20 protein-coding genes are annotated in these 23,500 nt (G+C 27.6%); 1 reads left to right on the top strand and 19 read right to left on the bottom strand.

What is annotated here, in order from left to right; genetic code table 11:
* Positions 1-11 precede the first annotated feature (11 nt).
* The 19 genes from EJL03_RS08545 to EJL03_RS08455 all read right to left on the bottom strand — a co-directional run bounded on the left by EJL03_RS08545 (position 12) and on the right by EJL03_RS08455 (position 22,496).
* Positions 12-2,441 (bottom strand): glycogen/starch/alpha-glucan phosphorylase, encoded by a 2,430-nt coding sequence (locus tag EJL03_RS08545; RefSeq protein ID WP_125153546.1) that lies wholly within the window; start codon positions 2,439-2,441, stop codon positions 12-14.
* Positions 2,442-2,465: 24 nt separating this feature from the next.
* Complete coding sequence (gene glgA, locus EJL03_RS08540) at positions 2,466-3,899, bottom strand: glycogen synthase GlgA (protein WP_125153545.1); 1,434 nt, start codon at positions 3,897-3,899, stop codon at positions 2,466-2,468.
* A 36-nt stretch (positions 3,900-3,935) separates the two neighbouring features.
* A complete protein-coding gene (gene glgD, locus EJL03_RS08535; RefSeq protein ID WP_125153544.1) occupies positions 3,936-5,063 on the bottom strand; it encodes a glucose-1-phosphate adenylyltransferase subunit GlgD in 1,128 nt (375 codons plus the stop codon).
* 12 nt (positions 5,064-5,075) lie between these two features.
* Positions 5,076-6,203 (bottom strand): glucose-1-phosphate adenylyltransferase, encoded by a 1,128-nt coding sequence (locus tag EJL03_RS08530; RefSeq protein ID WP_125153543.1) that lies wholly within the window; start codon positions 6,201-6,203, stop codon positions 5,076-5,078.
* Positions 6,196-8,115 carry a 1,4-alpha-glucan branching protein GlgB gene (gene glgB / locus EJL03_RS08525; protein WP_125153542.1) on the bottom strand — a complete coding sequence of 640 codons (1,920 nt, stop codon included), beginning with the start codon at positions 8,113-8,115 and terminating at the stop codon, positions 6,196-6,198. The genes EJL03_RS08530 and glgB overlap by 8 nt, the downstream gene beginning before the upstream one ends.
* Positions 8,116-8,447: 332 nt before the next feature.
* Complete coding sequence (locus EJL03_RS08520) at positions 8,448-10,295, bottom strand: PAS domain-containing sensor histidine kinase (RefSeq protein ID WP_423243339.1); 1,848 nt, start codon at positions 10,293-10,295, stop codon at positions 8,448-8,450.
* Positions 10,296-10,376: 81 nt separating this feature from the next.
* Positions 10,377-10,499, bottom strand: coding sequence for a cyclic lactone autoinducer peptide (locus tag EJL03_RS08515; RefSeq protein ID WP_125153540.1), 123 nt, complete (start codon positions 10,497-10,499; stop codon positions 10,377-10,379).
* A 265-nt stretch (positions 10,500-10,764) separates the two neighbouring features.
* Positions 10,765-11,394, bottom strand: coding sequence for an accessory gene regulator ArgB-like protein (locus tag EJL03_RS08510; RefSeq protein ID WP_164509044.1), 630 nt, complete (start codon positions 11,392-11,394; stop codon positions 10,765-10,767).
* On the bottom strand, positions 11,381-11,857 hold the full coding sequence (locus EJL03_RS08505; RefSeq protein WP_125153538.1) for a hypothetical protein: 477 nt from the start codon (positions 11,855-11,857) through the stop codon (positions 11,381-11,383). Before EJL03_RS08505 ends, EJL03_RS08510 begins: the two co-directional genes overlap by 14 nt.
* Before the next feature lie 318 nt (positions 11,858-12,175).
* Positions 12,176-13,579 (bottom strand): peptide MFS transporter, encoded by a 1,404-nt coding sequence (locus EJL03_RS08500; protein ID WP_125153537.1) that lies wholly within the window; start codon positions 13,577-13,579, stop codon positions 12,176-12,178.
* 324 nt (positions 13,580-13,903) lie between these two features.
* Positions 13,904-14,308 carry a large-conductance mechanosensitive channel protein MscL gene (gene mscL, locus EJL03_RS08495; RefSeq protein ID WP_279222066.1) on the bottom strand — a complete coding sequence of 135 codons (405 nt, stop codon included), beginning with the start codon at positions 14,306-14,308 and terminating at the stop codon, positions 13,904-13,906.
* 194 nt (positions 14,309-14,502) lie between these two features.
* Complete coding sequence (locus EJL03_RS08490; protein ID WP_243108682.1) at positions 14,503-15,381, bottom strand: mechanosensitive ion channel family protein; 879 nt, start codon at positions 15,379-15,381, stop codon at positions 14,503-14,505.
* A 31-nt stretch (positions 15,382-15,412) separates the two neighbouring features.
* A complete protein-coding gene (locus EJL03_RS08485) occupies positions 15,413-15,673 on the bottom strand; it encodes a hypothetical protein (RefSeq protein ID WP_125153536.1) in 261 nt (86 codons plus the stop codon).
* A 273-nt stretch (positions 15,674-15,946) separates the two neighbouring features.
* On the bottom strand, positions 15,947-16,111 hold the full coding sequence (locus EJL03_RS08480) for a zinc-ribbon domain-containing protein (protein ID WP_125153535.1): 165 nt from the start codon (positions 16,109-16,111) through the stop codon (positions 15,947-15,949).
* A 168-nt stretch (positions 16,112-16,279) separates the two neighbouring features.
* Positions 16,280-17,428, bottom strand: a complete 1,149-nt coding sequence (locus EJL03_RS08475; RefSeq protein ID WP_125153534.1) for a THUMP domain-containing class I SAM-dependent RNA methyltransferase — start codon at positions 17,426-17,428, stop codon at positions 16,280-16,282.
* Between the two features lie 125 nt (positions 17,429-17,553).
* On the bottom strand, positions 17,554-18,255 hold the full coding sequence (locus tag EJL03_RS08470) for a TVP38/TMEM64 family protein (protein WP_125153533.1): 702 nt from the start codon (positions 18,253-18,255) through the stop codon (positions 17,554-17,556).
* A gap of 177 nt (positions 18,256-18,432) precedes the next feature.
* Positions 18,433-19,794, bottom strand: a complete 1,362-nt coding sequence (locus EJL03_RS08465) for an erythromycin esterase family protein (RefSeq protein ID WP_125153532.1) — start codon at positions 19,792-19,794, stop codon at positions 18,433-18,435.
* Between the two features lie 303 nt (positions 19,795-20,097).
* A complete protein-coding gene (locus EJL03_RS08460; protein WP_125153531.1) occupies positions 20,098-21,540 on the bottom strand; it encodes a DEAD/DEAH box helicase in 1,443 nt (480 codons plus the stop codon).
* Between the two features lie 422 nt (positions 21,541-21,962).
* Complete coding sequence (locus EJL03_RS08455; protein WP_125153530.1) at positions 21,963-22,496, bottom strand: histidine phosphatase family protein; 534 nt, start codon at positions 22,494-22,496, stop codon at positions 21,963-21,965.
* Between the two features lie 410 nt (positions 22,497-22,906).
* Between EJL03_RS08455 and EJL03_RS08450 the strand changes: the two genes are divergently transcribed.
* Positions 22,907-23,482, top strand: a complete 576-nt coding sequence (locus EJL03_RS08450; RefSeq protein ID WP_125153529.1) for a PsbP-related protein — start codon at positions 22,907-22,909, stop codon at positions 23,480-23,482.
* Positions 23,483-23,500: the final 18 nt, after the last annotated feature.

Below are 23,500 nucleotides of genomic sequence, written 5' to 3'. Positions count from 1 at the left end.
TTGCACCCCTATTAAATTATTTCCGCCTTTTTTATATTCCAAATATCCTTTGCATACTCTTTTACTGTATTATCACTTGAAAACACCCCTGAATTTGCAATATTTATTATACTCATTTGCTGCCAAATACTTTTATTTTTATAAAGTTTATCAATTCTATCTTGAGCTTTAACATAAGAGTCAAAATCCTTTAGTATAAAATACTCATCGTTATAATCTAATAGTTTATCATATATATCATAAAACTCTGCCTTTGGTGCATTTAAACTTCCATCTATCATACCACTTAAAATTTTGTTTATCCTTTTATCATTATTAAAAATCTCTTTAGCAAAGTACCCGCCATTTTTGTAATAATTAAATACCTGCTCCGAGCTTAATCCAAATATGACTATATTATCATCCCCAACTACTTCTCTTATTTCAACATTTGCTCCATCAAGGGTTGCTAAAGTTATAGCTCCATTCATCATAAACTTCATATTACCTGTACCAGAAGCCTCTTTAGAAGCTGTTGAAATTTGTTCACTAACATTAGCACAAGGAATTATTTTTTCTGCAAGGGATACACTATAATTTTCCATAAAAATAATCTTAATTTTTCCTAAAATTCTAGAATCATTATTTATTTTATCTGCCACTGTATTTATAAATTTTATTATTTTTTTAGCAATGTGATATCCTGGAGACGCCTTAGCAGAAAATATAAATGTTCTAGGAGTTATATCTAAATTTGGATTTTCCAATAGCTCATTATATAAATTTATTATATTAAATACATTAAGTAATTGTCTTTTATATTCATGAAGTCTTTTGGCTTGAATATCATATATGGAATCTGGATCTATCTTTATATCATAATTTTCTTTTACATAGTTTGAAAACTCTATTTTATTATCCCTTTTAACTTTATAAAATTTTTCTTGAAGAGCAGAGTTCTTAGAATACTTTTCAAGCTCCTTTAATTTTATAGGATTATAAATCCATTCCTCTCCTATAGAATCACATATTAATTTACAAAGCTTAGGATTAGCTAACATTAACCACCTTCTATGAGTTATACCGTTAGTTTTATTATTAAATCTTTCTGGATACATTCCGTTAAAATCATTAAGCTCTTTCTCCTTTAAAATTTTAGTATGAAGTTTGGCTACTCCATTAGTAGAATGACTACCTACTATAGCCAAATGAGCCATTCTAACACTTCCATCCTGTATAATGGACATTTTATTTACCTTATCCCACTTACCACTGTACTTTTCAAATATCTCTATACAAAATCTCCTATTTATTTCCTCTATAATCATATAAATTCTTGGAAGAAGTTTTTTAAACATCCCTATAGGCCATTTCTCAAGGGCTTCCGCCATTATTGTATGGTTAGTGTAAGCACAAACATTAACTGTAACCTTCCAAGCATCTTTCCACTCCATTTCATATTCATCTACAAGAACCCTCATTATCTCTGCCACAGCAATAGATGGATGAGTATCATTTATATGAATAGCTACATATTTATCAAGATTCTCTAAAGTAATTCCCATTTTTAAATATCTTCGTATTATACTTTGAATTCCTGCACTAACAAAAAAATACTCTTGTTTTAACCTTAACATTTTACCCTTTTCATTAGAATCATCTGGGTACAATACTTGAGAAATAGCTTCTACTGAATATTTATACTCTACTGCTTTTAAATAATCTCCATTACTAAAAGAGGTGAAATCAAAATCCTTTTCTACTGCTTCTGCACTCCAAAGTCTTAAATTATTAACAGTGTTGTTGTTAAATCCTGCTATTGGAATATCATAGGGTACTGCAAGTATAGGCTCATAATTTTTATGTATTACTTTAAGTTTTCCATTTTCCTGAATTAAGGAAACATCTCCACCAAACTTAACTAATACTGATTTATCTATTTTTCTAGTTTCCCATACATAACCATCCCTAAGCCAACTATCTGGAACTTCTACTTGATAACCCTCCACAATTTTTTGTTCAAACAATCCATATTTATATCTTATACCATTACCATGCCCTGCTAGAGACAAGGAAGCCATTGAATCTAAAAAACAAGCTGCAAGCCTACCAAGTCCACCATTTCCTAGTCCAGCATCTACTTCTATTTGCAATAGCTTATTAAAGTCTATTCCAAGCTCTTTTAAACCATCTTCAGCTATTTTTCTTATGTTCATATTTATTAAATTATTTTCTAAAAGTTTTCCTATTAAAAATTCCATAGAAAAATAATAAACTTGTTTTACCTTATCTTTAGCATATTTTTTATTAGTTTTCATTTGATTTTCTGATAAATAATCTTTAATTAAACTAGAAAACGCTACATACTGGTGAATTGGAGAAGCTTCCTGTATATCCTCTGAAAACATTACTATAAGTTTTCTTTTAAAATCATTTTTTAACATTTCTTTATTCAAAAACATTTTTACCACCGCCTTGCCCGTAAGTTACTTAATAAGTGAATAATATAAATCCCTATATTCTCTTGCAGAGTTCTCCCAACTATTATTTTCTTTCATAGCATTTTTAACTAATTTTTCCCACTTGTCCTTGTTTCTATATATACTTAAAGCATATTTAATAATATTTATCATTTCACATCCATTATAGTTTGCAAACGAAAATCCATTGCCTTCATCAGTGAATTCATTATAAGGCACTACTGTATCTTTCAATCCACCTGTCTCCCTTACTATAGGAATAGTCCCATATCTTAATGCAATAAGTTGTCCTATACCGCAAGGTTCAAATAATGAAGGCATCAAAAACATATCTGATCCAGCATATATCTTTTGTGCTAAATCACTACTAAAATATATATTAGAAGATATTCTAGAAGGATATATAGAAGAATAATACTCAAATAAGTCCTCAAAATTTTCTTCTCCTGTGCCAAGCACTACAATTTGTAAATCTAAACTTAAAAGCTCTTCTATTACTTGAGCTACAAGGTCAAATCCTTTTTGTTTAACAAGTCTTGAAACTATCCCTATTACAGGTATATCTTTATTTACGGGAAAATTTAATAGTTTTTGTAATTCTAATTTATTTACTATCTTACTTTTTATATTGTTTTCATTATAATTTTTCCATATAGCTTTATCATTATTAGGATTGTATAACTGAAAATCTATTCCATTTACTATTCCTGAAAATTTATTCCCCAGTGAATTTAAAAGACCATGGAGTCCCTCTCCATAAAAAGGGGTTTTTACTTCATTTACATAGGTTTTACTTACAGTAGTTATTAAATCCGAAAAATTTATTCCACCCTTCATAAAAGAAACAGCATCATAATATTTTAAAGCATCTTCCTTAAAATAGTCCCAACTTAATGACAATAGGTCCTCTAAAATTTCTTTTGGAAATACTCCCTGATATTTTAAATTGTGTATAGTAAACATAGTTTTTGTATTAAGTAATTGTCCATTTTTCTTATAATGTTCATTAAGTAAAACTGGTATCATTCCTGTTTGCCAATCATTTAAATGAATTACATCTGGAGTAAAATCTCCCATATGTCCTATTGATTCCAAAATTGCTCTACAAAAGAAAGCAAACCTTTCACCATCATCATAAAACCCATAACTTACGTGCCTCTTAAAATAATATTCATTATCTACAAAATAAAATGGAATACCTTCATACTCTAGATACTGTAATCCACAATAACTATTTCTCCACCCTACTGGCACAGAGTAGCTATCTATCTGTTTCATCTTTGATTTAAAATTAGATGATACTTCACTATATTTAGGTAGTATAACTCTTACATCTATTCCTAATTTTTTTAATTCTTTGGGAAGGGAATATGATACATCTCCAAGCCCACCTGTTTTTATAAATGGATAAGCCTCAGATGTAACAAACAAAACTTTCATTAAAATCTCCTCCTGTCATAATTTCAAAATATTAAACTACTCTTCTTCAAATGCATCTACTGTACTATTCTTGCGTATAACTAAAGGGAAATGTTCTACCCCTCTTAAGAATACCTCTTTAAAAATTTTTATATTTTTATCAAGTATTGAATAATTTAAATGAGCTCCTTCACATATTTCACAGTTTTGAAGTATTATAGAATTTTTTACTACTGCATTTTTGTGTATCTTAACATGACGTGCAACAATGCTATTTTCAACAGTTCCTTCCACAAGACACCCATTTGCTATTAGGGAATTTGATACCTTTGATAAAGATAAATATCTGGTTGGAGGCTCATGCTTTATTTTTGTATATATATTACCGTTTTTAAAAAATAATTCCTGAATAACCTTATTATCTAAAAGATCCATATTTGCTTCATAATACTGATTTACAGAATTTACACATCTTAAATAGCCTGTGAACTCATACGCATTTACACTATAATCTTTTATATTCTTATAAATAAAATTTTTTAGACTACAAAAATTTCCTCTTTTAATAAACTCATATATCAAATCCACTAGAAACTTTTTTTTCATCAAAAGTATTTCCATAGAGATATTTACTTCTTTCTCTGCGCCTAAATTTTTTCCCACACTTAAAACTCTATTTTCACCATCTATATTTAAAACATCACAATTCAAAAAATTTTCATCTCCGTCTTTAACCTTTTTATAAACTATAGTAATATCTTTACCAGACTTTTCATGATTGTTTATAACTTCATTAAAATCTATGTTACAAATCATATAAGAGGAAGCTATAATTACATTTTCCTGCCTACTTCTATAAAAATACTCCATATTATTTTTAATCATTCTTGAGTCAAACTCTCTTGAGTCATTAGCATAAAAATTAAATAGAAATAAACCATCCGTATTTCTATCTAAATCCCATGGTTTACCTGTTCCAAGATGATCAAATAGGGACCTACAATTATCCTGCATAAAAACTCCTATATTTTGAATTCCCCCATTTACCATATTAGAAAGTATAAAATCTATTATTCTATATCTAGCTCCTATAGGTATTGCGGCAATAGGCCTACAATTAGTTAGACTTCCCATATCTCTTGTATCTTCACTTAACATAATCATCCCCAAATAGTTTTTAAACATGTCCCAATCCCCCTAATCAATTTTTGTTCCTTCCCCTATAAGAACTATTTCCTCTGAATCCTTTATTACATTATTTTTCCCTATAAATGTATTGCTACCTACTATAGCCTTATCAACTACAACACCATCCTCTATAAAAACACCTGGTAAAACAACTGAATTTACCACTTTAGATTTTTCCCCTAAATACACACCTGGAAATAATATAGAATTTATAACCTCCCCATTAACAGTGCATCCATCAGAGATCATTGAATTTTGAACCTTTGCATTATACCCTATATACTGTGGAGTTTTAGCAAAGTTTTGAGAATATATTTTCCAATGTTTTTCGTATAAATTCAATTCATTATTCTCATTAAGCAAATCCATACTAGCCTGCCAATAGCTTTCTATGGTGCCAACATCCTTCCAATATCCTTTAAATCTATATGCATAAAGTTTTGCCCCTTCCCCTACCATATAAGGAATTATATTTTTACCAAAATCATTACTTGAATCAGAATTTTTATTGTCTTCTTCTAGAAAAACTTTAATTTTTTTCCAGTTAAAAATATAAATACCCATAGAAGCCAAATTACTCTTAGGGTTTTTAGGCTTTTCTTCAAACTCATATATGCTATCATCCTCTTTAGTATTCATTATTCCAAAACGACTTGCTTCCTCTAAAGGCACTTCAATTACTGCAATAGTTGCATCTGCACCTTTCTCTTTATGATATTTAAGCATTTTAGAATAATCCATTTTGTAGATATGGTCTCCAGATAAAACAAGAATATATTCAGGATCATAATACTCAATAAAACTCATATTTTGATACACAGAGTCAGCGGTTCCCTTATACCAACTTACACCACTTTCATTTGCATGGGGAGATAAAATAGTTACTCCCCCATTTCTTCTATCTAAATCCCAAGGCGTACCTATTCCAATATGATTATTTAATGTTAATGGTTGATACTGAGTTAATATCCCAACTGTGTCTATGCCTGAATGAGCACAATTACTTAATGTAAAATCAATAATTCTATACTTTCCCCCAAAGGGTACTGCAGGTTTTGCATTATTTTTAGTTAAATCTTTCAGTCTAGTTCCCTGTCCACCTGCAAGTATTAACGCAACTAATTCCTTTTTAATCATATAAATTCCTCCTGTCTTTAAATATAGGTTTAATAAAAATTGTTGATAATGGAGGTATCTTTATATTTATATAATATGGTTGAGTATTCCATTTCTCCCTTATAGGATGAATTACTCCTCCATTTATTTTATCTTCCCCCCCATAAGTCCCCTTATCACTATTAAAAATCTCTTCATACATTGTAAGTCTTGGTACTCCAACCTTATAATTTTCATAAAATTCTGGAGTAAAATTACATACAACAATTAAGAAATTATTTTTTTCCTTACCTTTTCTAATATAACTTATTATACTTTGATTATAATTTTGGTGATCAATCCATTGAAATCCTTCACTGGTTAAGTCTTGTTCCCACAAAGCACTATTTTCAATATAGAAATGATTTAAATCTTTAATATAACTTTTAAAACCTCTATGGCTTGTATATAATAGGAGTTGCCAATCCAATTGTGTATCATATTTCCATTCTATAAATTGTCCAAATTCACATCCCATAAATATTAATTTTTTTCCCGGATGTGATATCATATAACCAAAAAAAGCTCTTGCCGCAGCAAACTTATTTTGATAAGAACCAAACATCTTATCTAATAAAGATCTTTTACCATGAACTACTTCATCATGAGATATAGGTAATATAAAATTTTCTGAAAATGCATACATTAAAGGAAATGTGAGCAAATCATGATGCCATTTTCTATATATAGGATCCATTTCCATGTACTTTAAAGTATCATTCATCCATCCCATATTCCATTTGTAATTAAAACCTAACCCCCCTATATAGGTGGGTTTAGTAACCAATGGCCATGCAGTAGATTCCTCAGCAATCATAAGAGGATTTTTTACTTCTTTAAAAATAATTTCATTTAACTTTTTTATAAAAGCAATGGCTTCTAAATTTTCATTCCCACCATACTGGTTCTTGTACTTTTCCTTATCTACCTTACCATAGTCTAAATAAAGCATATTTGAAACAGCATCTGCTCTTATTCCATCAATATGATATATTTCAAACCAAAATAGTGCATTTGAAATAAGGAAACTATGTACTTGTGGCTTAGATAAATCAAAATTTGCCGTACCCCACTCATAATTTTCAGCCATATAAGGTTTTTTATATTCATACACTGGTGTTCCATCAAACCTATATAATCCATGTGCATCCTTACAAAAATGACCTGGAACCCAATCAAGTATTACACCTATATTAGCTTCATGGAGCTTATCTACAAAGTACTTAAAATCATTAATACTGCCATATCTACTAGTTAAAGAATAATATCCAGTAACTTGATATCCCCAAGAAGCATCTAGTGGATGTTCTGTTACAGGTAATATTTCTACATGAGTATAGCCCATATCTTTAACATATTGTGAAAGTTCATCTGCTATTTCCTTATAATTATAAAAATTATTCTCCTCATCTCTTTTCCATGAACCTAAATGTAACTCATATATGTTAATAGGAGAAGAATATATATCTTTATCCCTTCTGTTGCTCATCCACTTTTCATCATTCCATCTATAACTGTCTATATCTGCTATTATAGATGCAGTATTGGGTCTTATTTCCGAGTAAAAAGCATAGGGATCCGATTTATGAAGTATCTTATTTTTCTTAGTTACTATTTCGTATTTGTACGCATCTTTTTCTTTTGCCTCAGGAATAAAAATACTCCATAACCCAGTATTTCTTTCTCTAATCATATTATGATTACAGCCATTCCAATTATTAAAACTACCTATAATCCTAACTTTTTTAGCATTAGGAGCCCATAGTCTAAACTTTACACCTACTTTTCCTTTTTTTGAAACTATTTTGCTTCCAAACATCTCATAGGCTCTAAAATTTTCCCCCCTATGAAATAGCTGTGCATCTGATAATATACTCGCCTTTTTAAAATTCATCTCTGATAACCCCTTCACTTTTTAACTAAGAGTATAATTTTAATAAAAACACAGTTAAAATTTTAAAAAAATAAATTGTTTATCTCTCTCGTGTTATTATATGAAAATTTTTCCATTAATGCAAGTTTAAGTTTAGTCTATATTTTTTTAACCAAATGAAAAAGTACAGCATGTAAAAGTTATCTTCTACTTGCTGTACTGTTTTTCTATTAACAAAGTTTTTATTTTAAAAACTCTTTTTTCTAAAACCTTAGAAATTGTTATCCAAGGGCTTAGAAGCCCTTTTCCCAATTTAAAAAAGTGGGAATTAGAGATTCTAGACACTAAATTAATTATATATCCGAAAATTCCATATTTATACTTTCTGTACTGGTTTCATATAATGAATTTTTGTGTTCTTCACTTTCTTCTAAACTTTTTGCAGGTAATTTTAAAACAAATTCACTTCCCTGCCCTAATTCGCTTTTAATATAAATTTCTCCTCCATGCATTTCAACGAAGGATTTAACAAGGTAAAGCCCTATTCCACTTCCCTCTCGATCCCTTCTAAAAGTTTTATTTACTTGTCCAAACCTTTCAAAAATAAGTCTTAGCTTATCCTTTGGAATACCTATTCCCGTATCTTTAACAGATATTGTAACATATTCTCCCATATCTTTTACAGTTACATATATATTCCCACCTGAATTAGTAAATTTTATAGCATTAGACAATAAATTCAATGTAATTCTCTCTATTTTATCTCCATCAAAAGCCATTATTTTTTCCTCTACATCAGTATCAAAAGTAAGATTTAGTCCCTTACTTTCAACATAAGAAGCTACTGATAGAGTAATATCCTCAATAACACTTACAATATCATAATTACTTAAATTCAATTTTAAAAAACCTGAATCTAACTTTGTCATATCCAATAGATTATTTATTAATCTCATAAGCCTATAACAATTTTGTTTCATAACATTTAAATATTTATCCTGTTTTTCAACAGATTGTGTATCTTTATTAGATTTATTATAAAGCCCTAATAATTGCACTGCACTATATATAACATTTAAAGGAGTTTTTAACTCATGTGATATATTAGATAAAAATTCTGTGATTAGTTTATTTACCTCTCTAGTTTCATTTAATAGTTCTATATTTTTTTCTACATCTTTTTGCAATTTTTCAACCTGTTTTTCTGATGTAATATCATGAAGTATACTTAAAATTGTTGGTTGTTCTTCATATATAAAATAAGTGGAGGTATTTTGCATTATAGCCATTTGTCCATTATTTTTTATTATTTTCTCTTCAAATAATGACATAGTTGTTTTTTCATCATATATTTGTTCGAATTTTTCTCCTACAACCTTCTTTTCCTCTTCCGGTACAAAATCCGAGAACCATTTACCATTTAACTTATCTACATCATTAAACCCTAATAAATTAGCTGCACTTTCATTAGCAAAAATCAGCCTTCCATCCCTATGTACAAATATAGCATCCATAGAATTTTTAATAAGAAGATTATAACAAGTTTCATTTTTTAAAAGTATATCCTCCATATACTTTCTTCTTTTATCTTCTTTAGTTAATCTACTATTTAATTCTTTTAATTGTAAATTTTTATACTCAATATTTTCATTCTCAATTTTTACATAGTGTCCTAAAGGCCACGCAGTTAGTATAAAAACACCTACTAATATTAAATCATTTTCAAAACGAGCATTTATTCCCTCATAAGGAAAACAGGTTAAATCTATTAACAATATTATTATAGATGAAATCACAGACATTATAATTCCATATTTTTTCCCTAATTGTAAAGTGGATGTAATTATAATAAACAAAAACAAAAATTTATATTGTGCTACACAAGTATGAGATAGAATAATTAAACTTGAAAATATTAATATAAAAACGCCATTTTCTATCATTTGTATTTTTTTTACATGCTTACTTTCAAAAATTCTTATAGAAAAAAAAGACCATATCCAGTATATTAAAGCTATTACAAAGGTGAATAAGGCTATTGCCACTTCATTAAAATATCCGTCTTTTGTTGCAAAAACTATATTGTTTTGTGTAAAAAATTGATTGTAAATTATTACTGATGAAAGAAGTAATGATACTAATTTAACAATACATATGATATTATATATCTTCTTTTGTCTAATATCCTCAAAATAATCCATACGTTTCACATCCATATATTTTTTTATTCATAAATAAATAATATAAGGACCAAAATAAATGATCCTTATATTACCTTTAAATTATTTTCTAAGAGATTTTGGTTCCTTTGGCTGATAGAAACTTAAAGTACAAGCTGAAGCTGATGTTGACTTAGCCATAGTCTTGCAAACTTTTGCAACCTCTTTCATTACCTTGTTTTTCATGTAATTCCCTCCTTAATCCTTATATAATTTTTAATATAACTGTTTTTATAGCAGTTATACTATATATTACAAAGGAATTTTTCTACTTTCGTATTATAATTATAATTTAAGTAGAAGTTACCTTTGAAAACATAACTAATCCCCATAAAATATATAACATTAATCCCTATTACTTTTAAAAAACTCCCTTTACTTCTTAGTGAATCCCCATTCACCACAATATCTATAACACTTTTTTAAACTGGAATATAATATATCAAAAAAACTACTCATACTCTTTTTTTAAGATAATATGTGCTACTGGGCTTAAAGTAAATGCTTGCCATGCAATACCCAAATACATACACTGAACAATGTTTAGCATATTATGGTTTTTATATTTATATCCTATAAAAATTAATACAATTATAAATAATGAAAAAATATTAATTAAATTAAAAGATGATTTTTTTAAGCTTTCTCTAATTTCAATATTGGTAATTGGTTTTTCTTTACTATCTACTGGTACAAATTTATAAATCATAAAGTATGCAAATGCTAAAACAATTGTGCTTATAACAATTATGCTAATTATACTCATGTTATAAAGAAGATATTTTACAATAAGACCAAATCCAATAGCTATAATAGCCCCTACAATTATACATATAATAGGCGAAGATGCATGTACACCTCCTGAGCGTTTTCTAAACATTGCAATAACAAAAGTTACAACTAAAGACTCTACTAATACTTTAAATATAAGTCCAAAAACTATAACCCATAACAATGCTAAAGTAGTTTGAATTAAATTAAATGCCCCATATACTATAACTTCTTTGTTGTCCTCATCTAAATTCAACTTTTTAGCTACAACGCAGCCTATTTTTTCCGAAATTCTTTCAACCAATGACACTTTCATCCCTCTTTTTATTTTTATATATTGAAACATAAAATATTAAAATTATTAAAGCAAATAAAATTAAAGATGGTATAAAATTTAGCACCTTCGTCAAAGAATTATTTAGCATTGATTCAATATCTAATTTTAATATGCTTTCCAATATAAAGAAATTAACCAGTTCACAAATTGATAATATAGTTGCGGCAAATAATGAAGCTGTAATTGATTGTATTACTGGTATTTTGTTTAATGTGGCAATTATTAAAATGCAAATTATTATATTTATAATAGTATGTACACCATAATGTATTGGTAACATCCTTATTATATAAATACACATTGCAAGAACCATACTTGAAGTACAATAAGTTTTTTTATCAATATTCTTTTTAGCAAATAAATACCCAGTTAAGACAAATAAAAAAGATTCTGGAATAGTTCGTGTAAAAAATTCCATTAATGATATTTTTAGCATATTATTGTTCCTTTCAATATTTTACTTCTAAGTAATTGTATTTATATCTTAATTATACCATTATTTTAGCAAAAAGAAACCATTTTGGTAAATTTTTTGAATTTTTTTGTAATAGTTTTATTTAAATATAAAAAATCAATATTTATCTATAGTTTTTATATATTGGTTTTATTTCATTATACTACAAAATATGTGCAATTTAAATTTTATGTAATTTTTTAATTATCTAAAATTTTTCCCAAATTAAAAAGCTATCCCAATTTTTTATTGAGATAGCTTTTTAAATAAATTTTACTAATTTTTATCTACATCATAATATTATGCCATCATAGCTTCTATTTTATTTCTTAATGAATATAGTATTAATCCACATAATATGGATATGCATGCTATTCCTCCAAAAATACTTAAAGCTCCTAAGCTTCCTACATAAGATGCTAGATATCCTGCTAATATATTAGCTATACCATTACTTGATAGCCATACCCCCATAAGTAAAGAAGCATACTTAGGTGGTGCTATCTTACTTACCATTGAAAGTCCTATAGGAGATAAACAAAGCTCCCCTAATGTATGAAAGAAATATGTCCCTACAAGCCATATCATATTGGCTTTTACAGTAACATCATCTCCCGCATTTCCTCTCTGCAATACTGCTCCAACCATAAGTAAAAATCCTACTCCAAGTAGTATCATACCTAATGACATTTTTTTAGGTATACTTAAATCCCCTTCTGGTCTATTAGCTAACTTTAACCATAATATTGACATTATTGGTCCCAAAGAAACTATAAAAAACGGATTTAATGATTGAAACCATGATACTGCAAGTTCCTTCCCAAATATATCTCTATTTATAAAATCCTTAGTATATATTGTAAGAGAACTTCCTGCCTGTTCAAATCCAGTCCAAAATACTATAACAAATAAAGTAATTATAATTATAACCGCAGTTCTCTTTTTTTCTTGTAATGTTAGAGGTTTATTATTATCTTCTTTTAATTTTCCATTAGAATCTACTACAGTATGTTTTCCTATATCTCCAAGATACTTTTGTGATAATGCCATAAAAATAATCTGGCTTAATATCATACCAATTCCTGCAGCTAGAAATCCATATTTAAACCCATACTGCATTATTTCTCCCGCCTTTTTAACTGCAAAAATATTTTCAGCTAAAGTACCACAAACTAATGGCGCTAAAAAGGCTCCTACATTTATACCCATATAAAATATTGTAAAGGCTGAATCTTTTCTCTTATCACCATCTGAATAAAGTTTACCTACAAGTGTAGAAATATTAGGCTTGAAAAATCCATTACCTATTACAAGTAAAAACAAACCGATAAATAAAAATGTTTTCGTCTGCTGAGCAAATAATGCAAACTGTCCTAATGCCATTATTGTGGCACCTACAACTATTGCCTTTCTTTGTCCCAAGAATCTATCAGATATGTATCCTCCTATTAGTGGAGTAATATAGGTAAGTCCTGTATACCAACCATAAATTAGAGCTGCTGTTGCTGGATCAAATGCTAATCCACCTCTTACAAATTCTGTAGTTAAATAAAGTATAAGTAAAGCTCTCATTCCATAGTAGCTAAATCTTTCCCACATTTCTGTAAGAAACAACATATACAATCCTGGTGGATGTTTTTCCTTTGACGCTTCATTTTTTTCAATTTTATGCATCATTTCATCTTCATTATTTTTAACTTGCATACTAACCCTCTTCCTTGTATTTAAGTGTCAAAGCTATTGTACCATTTTGTTGGTATTTTGACAAGGTAACATTTTCTTTAACATATTATGCAATTTTTCACCCATATCCCCTTCATAGTACTAATCTCAACAGTTATACTCTTACATTATTTTATATTTAAACTATGTAATTTAAAAAATTCAATTATTTTTAACAAAATTCACTGTTTATTTCCACAATATCTTTCATACCTTATATTAAAATTTTACTCATTTAATGTACTATAGTGTAAATTTGAAAATATTATAGCCACAAATTATATATAATGAAACAATTACTTCATTTTAACAGTCTTTAGTGGATTTTAGTATATCCCTAATCTCCTCTAATAATAATTCTTCCCTATTTTTCTTCTCTTCTTCTATTTTTTCCTCTTTCTTTTTAAAAGTATTTATAGCTTTTATAAATAAAAATATAGAAAAAGATATAATGGTAAAATCAACAACGGATTGTATAAACTGACCATATTTTATAGCCACCTCTGATCCATTCTTAATTCCTATAACTATCTTTAAATTAGTAAAATCTATTCCCCCTATTAAAACTCCCACAGCAGGCATTATAATATCATTTACCAATGAGGAAACTATTTTTGAAAAAGCCCCTCCTATAACCACACCTATTGCTAAATCAATAGCATTTCCTTTTACTGCAAAGTCCTTAAATTCACAAGCAATTTTTTTAAACAATAAAATCAACTCCTATCTTATAAATTTTACTTTTACAAACTAAAAATATTTTCCCCATATATTTTACTAATAAACTAAATATAAATCATTTAAAAGACTCACCATAAAAAAATAAAGCACTAACAATTAGGCAGCGCCCTATGTACTTAATAGGGTACTTACTACAAGTAAAGTGCTTAAAAAGATATTTTATTTTACAAAATTTCTATATCATCATATTTTCCAAACTCTTTTAATATATCCTCTATTATATTGTGTTCTAAATTTCTAAAATTTCTTGATCCACATATAAACCTTAATGTAAGAACTATTTTTCCATCTTTTAAAGAGGTATACACAGTATGAGAGAGATTTTCATAATATATAGGGTGTGTCTTTGAAGCTATTCCTAGGGCTTCCTTAGCTTTATCTTCTATATTACCAAGCTCTTTGAAGGCGCTGTCCAAAATTATTTTTTTAGCCCTTTGCCAGTTACTCTTAGTTGTAACTGGTATATCTATTTCATTCCAAGTATAAGGAAATGTATTGGTTTCATTTACTGCTTCTGTAGTAAGTAATTTTATATTAGGTATATGAGTAAGTCTTCCTGTACTTTGACCATAGGTTTTATTTGCCTCTGTAACCTCTATTATAGTAGTATAAAACCATTCGATTTCAAGTACATCCCCTATATTATCACCTATCTTAATTCTATCTCCCACTTCAAAAGGTTTATGGGAGTTAATTATTATCCACCCTAAAAAATTTGATACTAAATCCTTAAATGCAAATGCCATTCCTGCTGAAAAAAGACCTAAGAATGTTAAAATATCCTTTGATTCATAAATCCATATAGGGATTATAATAATAATAAAAAATATATTTTCTACAAATGAAGTTATTTTTTTTAATTTTATGGTTCTTTTAGAAGTTAAATCTGCCTTATCAATATAACCAAATATTACTTTATTTCCCCAATGTATAAATATAAACAATCCTATTGTTAATAACAATTTAGGTAATACATCTATATGTTTAAATTGCAAACTAATGTTTTGAAAAACATATGTAACTTTCATAAAAAAATCTTTCATATAAAGTCACCTTTCATATATTACTTTTATATCATTCTAATTCTTCTATCTCAAATTTATCAAATTCTATCTCCTCCACGAAATTATCCTTATTAAATGAAGTTTTAGCTCTTCTATTGAATTCATCTAAATTAGTTGGTAACCAATATGGCTTTGATATATCAAATTGTTCACATATTTCTATAATACATCTTTTCAAATTTTCCTGATAATTTTCTCCTTCATGAGAATTTGATACCATATCTTTTATTATTTTATTATCTTTAATTAACTTACCCCATATTTTAAGCATTTTTTACCTCCAACCTTATATATTTAATATGTGAAACCATATAAATATATCTAGAATATTTTATATCAATCTAACTTTAATTAATATAAATATATATTTATTTTTGTAGTTTTGCAAATATATATTTCATTAAAGAATAATTTTAATTTTACCAAGTATTTAAAAAATAATTTCTAAGCTTTATAAGTATGGTTCTCAAGTTCCTTAGTTTTTATAAAATCAAAAAACCCTATAAGAATAAATCTTATAGGGTATATAGTACAAATTTATATACTATCTTCTGAATCCTCTGTTGTTCTGTTGTTTTCTTGCTCTTCTACAATCAGGACATCTTACTGGATCATTTTCAAATCCTTTTTCTTTGTAGAATTCCTGTTCTCCTTCAGTGAATACGAATTCTTTTCCGCAGTCTTTACATAATATAGTCTTATCTGCCATTTCAACATTCCTCCTTAAAATTAAGATTTAAAATTTGATTCACATAACGTTCCAAAATAAGAGGGAATGTTGTTCATCATATTAAATCTTTTCATAAACATTTAATTTTTATTACTTAACAACTATAACATATACTTAAATAATAATCAATAGAAAAACTCTAAATTCCTAAGCATTTTTATAATTATAGCTTTTATCTTCTTTAGGTGCGAAATACTGATAAAAATAACATTTAAGTCTTCCATTATAAAGCTTTCTATTTTTATCAGACTTTTTACCAAAACATTTCTCAAAATTTTCATAAGAGGTAATAACAAAATAGGACCAATCATTTAGCTTCTTAAATGTGTTCCCCATAGTTTTATATAGGTTTTCAACTTCGTTAAGCTGCCCTATTCTTTCACCATATGGAGGATTAGTTATTATATATCCTCTTTTCTTCTTAGATGAAAAGTCCGCTACATCTAATTTTTGAAATGCTATATAATCTTCTACCCCTGCTTTTTTAGCATTTTCTCTTGCTGTTTTTACTACCTTTCCACTAATATCTGAAGCAAGTATTCTAAACTCTTTATCATTTATAGAATTTCTAGCAAATTTTCTAATATCTTGCCATAAATCTTGTGGAATAATATCCCATTGTTCTGAAACAAAGCTTCTATTTAATCCTGGAGCAATATTTTTACCAATCATTGCTGCCTCAATTGCTATTGTACCTGAACCACAAAATGGATCTGCAAGTAAATTACCTGGTTCCCATTTACTTAAAAGTACTAGAGCCGCAGCTAAAGTTTCTTTCATAGGTGCTATACCTGCCATTTCTCTATATCCTCTTTTATGTAATCCAGTTCCTGAAGTATCTAAAGTTAAAGTTACTGTATCCTTTAAAATTCCTACTTCTATCTTATATTCAACACCATTTTCTGGGAATAAATCTCTTCTATATTTCCTTTTCATAGCATCTACTACTGCTTTTTTTACAATAGATTGACAATCTGGTACACTATACAACTTAGATTTCACAGATTTACCTGTTACATGCATAAAACCCGTTATAGGTATAATGTCTCCCCACTCCACAGCTAAAGTTCCTTGAAACAAATCCTCAAAACTCTCCGCTTTAAACTCAGCCATTTTAATAAGTACTCTATCTGCAGTTCTAAGCCACATATTACATGTAACAATATCCATCTCATCACCTTTAAAGGTAACTTTTCCATTTTCTATTTTCAATTCTTCATATCCTAGTTCTTTAAGTTCATTTGCTACAACCTTCTCAAGACCAAAAGTTGCAGTGGCAATTAAAGTATATTCCATATATATTCTCTCCCGTACAATTTTAATTTCTATTCTATAGTATATCTTATTTCTGTTATTTTAGGCTATAAAAAATGAAAAAAGTTATCAACTAATTATACGCTAATAACTTTTTATACTCTATTTTAATTAACTTTTTCTATATTCTTTAATATGCTATCTTTAAAAAATATGCCTATTAAAACTATTACCACTATTATTATAGTCGCAATAAGTACTATTGATTTATTACCTAATGCTATATTATGCCCATAATAACAGGATAAAGTTAAAGCTGGTATTCTTCCAAGGGTTGAATATAGCATATAATCTTTAAATGATATTTCAGATAGTGCACATAAAAAAATCATAGCATCCTTAGGCATTCCAGGTAAAAGATATAGAAGGAAAACCACTAAATTTAATTTCTTTGAATTTAAGGTTTTTTCTAAGGAGTTCTTAATTTTTACTGGAACAACTTTATTAACTAATTTACTTCTATATTTTTTTGTCACTAAAAATAATATAGTAGCTCCCATATCTATTCCAATTATGGAAACCAAAGTTGCTTGCCAAGTGCCAAATGCATATCCTCCTACGGCTTGAATTACCTCACCTGGTATGAAAAATATCACAACTTGAAGTACTTGCATTATTCCAAAAACCACTATAGCTAATGGACCAAAGGATAGTAAATACTCTTTAAATTGATCCTGATTTTTTAATAAACTAAAAACATATTCAATTTCATATCTATACAAATAACATAATGCACCTACGAAAGCTAATATTACAGTCAAAATAATAATACTTTTATACTTTTTTAAAGTTTCCTCTAATCTTTCCATATTCCCTCACCTATCGTATAAAATTTATTCTCTATGTATATAATTTACTATATGACTCTTAATTACTTCATATTAAATTCTTAAAATTTTATTAAATCTTTATTAATTATTTATAATAAAAGACTGCGGATAATTTTTATTTATCTGCAGCCCTATAATATAAAGCAATTAAGCAACCTATTTCCTAATTAGATTTATTAGTGGTAATAATTTTAAATAATTTATGATCATATCCTTTGAGGGCTTATTATTACTATTATTATATTCCATAGGTACAGATGCAGTGGTATTTTCAACAAATATTACACCATCAAAACACTCACTAGGAACTATTCCCGCAAAACTATATGCTGGTGTAGTCTCACTATATGCCGCTCCAATAGCATGCACTCCCTGAGGTTTTAACAGCCATTCCTTAATATGTTTGTCCTTTGAAGCATTTTTAAAATCCATGAAAAATATTGGCGTATTAGCTTCCTTTAAAATCGAAGAAAATGTATTTGGAAAATCCTCAGTTATATTAAAATTTTTCATAGAAGTACTATCTCCCAATGGTAGAGCTCTAAATCCGCCTTTATTAAACTCCTGGCCTATAATATACATATCATCTTTAAACATATTTCTAAGATGTCCCCCCATGGGGTTATAACCATTTATTTTAGTACTTACATGACCATTATGTGCCCAAAGCATTATCTTATCATTACCAAATTGCTTTTCATAATCTAATATCCATTTAACATTTTCCGCCATAGATATATCTCTGTAATTTACATAGGAACCACCATTTCTTGTTACATACTGTAAATTTATAAACTTATATATTGTATCTAAATTCTTTTGTACAATCTCATATTCACTTTTAGAAGATTTTTTTATATATTTATCTTTATTACTTTGGAATATTTTCATTAGACCTTCTAAAGTATCTTTAAGGTTTTTTACTTCTTCATCTTTTAATATAAATGCATTGTCACATTTTATAAAAGCCTGGTTAAATTTTTCTACCCCTTGTATATCAACAATCCCTAAATATTCCAAAACCTTTTTTTTATCTATTTGTATAGTTTGTATGTCAAATCCATAAAATTTAATTTTTTTCTTATGCTGAGGATTCTCATTATATTTTCTCATCCAATTAACCATATCTAAAACTTCTTCAGTAGTCCACACCCAATATAATAATTGCTTTACCGCACCCTTTGCAGTTCCTTTTCCATTCAATATGTAATCATTTACTACCCTAGCATCGCCAAATCCTGCTTCCATGGCAAATAATGTGTATCCCATTTCCTCCACTAAAAATTCAAACATTCTATGCTTTGCCTGAAAAAATTCTTTTGTACCATGGGTAGCTTCCCCTACTGAAACTATTTTTTTATTTTTCAATATATTTTTTAAAGGTAACAAATCCTCAAAACCATTTTCAGCTTGTACTGTTTTTAATGGAATAATATTTTCCTTCAAATTAAGTTTTTTACTATCCTTAGCCTTTACCACATTAGGATTTATAAGAATACTAACGGTAAAAATTCCCACTATTCATTATTATACACTATTTCTAAAAAATTTATATAATCCTAATATATGTTTTATTAATATATCATAGTAAAAATAGTAATATTTTATCACATTATTTTTAAATTTAGTCCTACTCTAATATCAAATGATTATTAAACTCACATGGAGTCTATTTATGAAAATCCCTCTCTAAATCTTATATTTAGAAAAAATTATCTAGGGTCGCGCCAACAGATATCCCCATATATAACAGATGTGAATGCTACTTATAATAGCCAAAAGATAAAAAGACTTGGATAATATTTTTATCCAAGTCTTTGTTTATTTAACTGCTTTTTGAACTCTAACTTCTTTCCCCTTTATATTCTTTTTATGAAGACTTCTTATGACTAAATTCCCTTTTCCATTAAGAATATCTACATAAGAATGGGTATCATTAACATCAATTATTCCAATATCCTCAGCGTAAACACCGTCTATATTACTAATGGCACCTACAATATCTCCTGGTCTTATCTTTTTTTTCTTCCCTGCGCTTATATATATTTTAGTAATTTCATTATCTAATTTATTATTTTTTAATTTTGGTTTAACCTTATGTTTTAATTTATATTCGAAATCTTTTTTACCCTCTTGTACCTGAATTTCTGAAGGAGTATCTTTTTTAACCATATCATGACCAATATACTCTTTTATATTTTTCAAAAATTTAAGCTCATAATTATATGCAAAAGTTATAGCCTTTCCTTCATTTCCTGCACGACCTGTTCTTCCAATTCTGTGTACATAGCTCTCTTTCTCCATAGGAACCTCATAATTAATTACATGAGTTATATTTTCAATATGAATTCCTCTAGCTGCAACATCTGTAGCAACTAAAAACTGAAACTCTCCCTCTTTAAATCTTTTCATAGTCTCTAATCTATCCCTTTGGTCCATACCACCATGAATAGCTTCACAAGAAAACTTACTCTTTTTCATATTATTTAATAAAGTATCTACAGCATCTTTGGTATTACAAAATAAGATACAACTATTAGGACTTTCAGTATATATTATCTTTTTTAAAAGCTGAAACTTACTATCCTTTTCAACTTCATAATACATTTCTTCAATAGTATCTGTAGTAACATTTTCAGGGTGAATTTCTATTTTACTTGGATTTACCATATATTTTTTACAAAGCCTTTCAATTTCCTCAGGCATAGTTGCAGAAAATAACATAGTTACTCTATTTTTAGGCAAAGCATTTATTATGTCCTTTACCTGATCGATAAATCCCATATTTAACATTTCATCTGCCTCATCTAAAATAAAATATTTTATTTTCTCTAAATCTAAATTACCCCTTTTAATATGATCAAAAGTTCTACCAGGAGTTCCAACTACTATATGAACTCTTTGTTTCAACTCACTTTTTTGTAAATTCATAGGCTGTTTCCCAAAAACAGCAGCACATCTTATTTTTTTAAATCTACCTATTTTAAAAATATCCTCTTTTATCTGCACTGCAAGCTCTCTAGTTGGAGTAAGAATTAATACCTGAGGCTTCTTTTCCTCAACATCTATTTTTTCACAAACTGGAATTCCAAAGGCTGCTGTCTTTCCGCTACCAGTTTGAGATTTTACTATAACATCCTTATTTTCAAGTACAAAAGGAATAACCTCTTCCTGAACCTTTGAAGGGTTAATATACCCTAGCCCCTTTAAAGACTTTAATATTTCGTTACTTAATTTAAAATGTTCAAAATTTAATTTACTCATACCTAATCATCCTCATATATTATTTTTGACCCATACCTAGCATCTTTAATATTCAATTCCTTTAGAGGTCAGGGATAAAAAGTTAATAGGTTATAGGTAACAATTTCTAAGGTTTTATAAAATAATACTCCCTTTAAAACCTTAGAACTCTATTTATCTTCTGTTTATATTCTATATACTCTCTGTTTAAATTTTAAATAATCCTCTTTAAAATCAAACTATATAATAGTAACATACAAAAATATAAAAAACTACTTATATAAAATTATTGTAAAAAAGTTGTTTAAAGTAGGGTTTAGAACCATACTTTAAAGGAAAAAGTAATAACTATACACTAAAATAGCTGAAATTTTTATACTCTGCCATACTAATAAAAATATTTTTGAAATTATTATTTATAGTTTAAAATATTTTTATTAATATTATTTTTTTAAAATATATAGTTTACCGTTTCTGGGTTTTAAAAACCAGTCTCCTGTAAATCCTTTATTTATAAGAATCTTTCTCATTTCATATAATGCTCCTGCATGGCTTACAATAAGAATGTTAGAATCTTTCTCATTTTCTAATATATAATCTATAAAATAATTAATTCTCTTTAAACTTTCTAATCTGCCCTCCGGTTGAGAAGCATGATTTCTACCCCACGCTACTCTACTTAATAAAGACCAAGCATAATAGGGTAGTGGAATAGCTAACTTTATTACCGCCATAGCTGGAATTTCCACCAATTTGTCTGAAATAATTATTTCTCCATCATATAAAGTTTTAGCTGTAATAATAGCCCTAGGTAAGCTACTACAATAGCATTTATCCCAACTTTCATTTATAATAATTTCATTTTTTATAACTTCAGCCTTATCATATTCCCTATTATATTCCCTATACTCATCTGAAGTCATAAAATTTTTCCTTAATAAATCAACTTTAAAATGCCTTATTAATCCTATTCTCATATTTTTCACAGCTCCATATATTAGTATATATTTTCCTATATACTATATGTTTTACCCAATTTTATTTAATATTCTCTATAAATATTAAATAAAAATTCATTGAACTAACCATATAATTACTTTTCTAAAATTTTCAATTATATATTATATTAAAATAAGTCTTTGCCCTTAGTCCTAACAATATTTCTTTATTTAATATAAAATCTTTAAATAACCAATGTATTTTACATTTGTTTCAATATAAAATTCCAATTTAAAAATATTTAATTATAATTTTATCTTAATAAAATTATATTGCAAAATTTTTCAAAAACTTGTACAATAATGTTATAATATGTTATAACATGTTTTAACATTAATTTATAAATTATTAATATATGGTTATAACATGAATTTGAGGAGGAAATGTGGTGAAAAAATTTACATTAAAAGCTATTTGCTGCTTTATCTCAATTATTATGTGTACAACTATACTGGGCTGTGGAAAATCAAAGGATACTGCAACTAATACTAAAAAAGAAGTTAAGGAAAATGTTGAAGAAACTAAAGTAGTAAAAAGTAAAGATAATCTTTGTCAGATTACTGTTCCTAAATCTTATACAACTGAAAATCTTCAAAACCCACAAGCTACTATTCAATTAGCAGATAAACTTAAAGAAAAATGTGTACTTGCAATATCTGAATCAAAAAAAGATTTTGCATCATCCTTTACATTAGATAAGTATTTTAATTTGCTAACTACAGAAATGAAAAAATCTGTTAAAAATTCAAAAGTAACTAATGCAAAAGACATTAAAATTAATGGAAATAAATCAAAGCAATATGAATTTTCTGGAGAAATAGGTGAAATAAAAATTAAATATAATATTGCTTTAATTGAGGGTAAAAAGGGCTTTTACCAAATCACTACATGGACAAGCCAAAGTAAATTTGATAAAAGCAAAGCTGAATTAGATAAAATTATAAATAGTTTTAAAGAACTTTAAAGAATAAGGAACCATTAA

It is taken from the genome of Clostridium rectalis, from assembly GCF_900626095.1.
Taxonomy (GTDB): Bacteria; Bacillota; Clostridia; order Clostridiales; family Clostridiaceae; genus Clostridium_AS; species Clostridium_AS rectalis.
The sequence above is the reverse complement of the archived record's forward strand: the minus strand, read 5'-3'. Positions and strand labels throughout refer to the sequence as shown.

Coding starts and splice junctions, on each gene's coding strand:
- EJL03_RS08545 (WP_125153546.1), bottom strand. CDS start 2,441: ATGTTTTTGAATAAAGAAATGTTAAAAAATGATTTTAAAAGAAAACTT.
- glgA (WP_125153545.1), bottom strand. CDS start 3,899: ATGAAAGTTTTGTTTGTTACATCTGAGGCTTATCCATTTATAAAAACA.
- glgD (WP_125153544.1), bottom strand. CDS start 5,063: ATGTTTAAAAACTATTTGGGGATGATTATGTTAAGTGAAGATACAAGA.
- EJL03_RS08530 (WP_125153543.1), bottom strand. CDS start 6,203: ATGATTAAAAAGGAATTAGTTGCGTTAATACTTGCAGGTGGACAGGGA.
- glgB (WP_125153542.1), bottom strand. CDS start 8,115: ATGAATTTTAAAAAGGCGAGTATATTATCAGATGCACAGCTATTTCAT.
- EJL03_RS08520 (WP_423243339.1), bottom strand. CDS start 10,295: ATGGATTATTTTGAGGATATTAGACAAAAGAAGATATATAATATCATA.
- EJL03_RS08515 (WP_125153540.1), bottom strand. CDS start 10,499: ATGAAAAACAAGGTAATGAAAGAGGTTGCAAAAGTTTGCAAGACTATG.
- EJL03_RS08505 (WP_125153538.1), bottom strand. CDS start 11,857: ATGCTAAAAATATCATTAATGGAATTTTTTACACGAACTATTCCAGAA.
- EJL03_RS08500 (WP_125153537.1), bottom strand. CDS start 13,579: ATGCAAGTTAAAAATAATGAAGATGAAATGATGCATAAAATTGAAAAA.
- EJL03_RS08490 (WP_243108682.1), bottom strand. CDS start 15,381: ATGAAAGATTTTTTTATGAAAGTTACATATGTTTTTCAAAACATTAGT.
- EJL03_RS08485 (WP_125153536.1), bottom strand. CDS start 15,673: ATGCTTAAAATATGGGGTAAGTTAATTAAAGATAATAAAATAATAAAA.
- EJL03_RS08480 (WP_125153535.1), bottom strand. CDS start 16,111: ATGGCAGATAAGACTATATTATGTAAAGACTGCGGAAAAGAATTCGTA.
- EJL03_RS08475 (WP_125153534.1), bottom strand. CDS start 17,428: ATGGAATATACTTTAATTGCCACTGCAACTTTTGGTCTTGAGAAGGTT.
- EJL03_RS08470 (WP_125153533.1), bottom strand. CDS start 18,255: ATGGAAAGATTAGAGGAAACTTTAAAAAAGTATAAAAGTATTATTATT.
- EJL03_RS08460 (WP_125153531.1), bottom strand. CDS start 21,540: ATGAGTAAATTAAATTTTGAACATTTTAAATTAAGTAACGAAATATTA.
- EJL03_RS08455 (WP_125153530.1), bottom strand. CDS start 22,496: ATGAGAATAGGATTAATAAGGCATTTTAAAGTTGATTTATTAAGGAAA.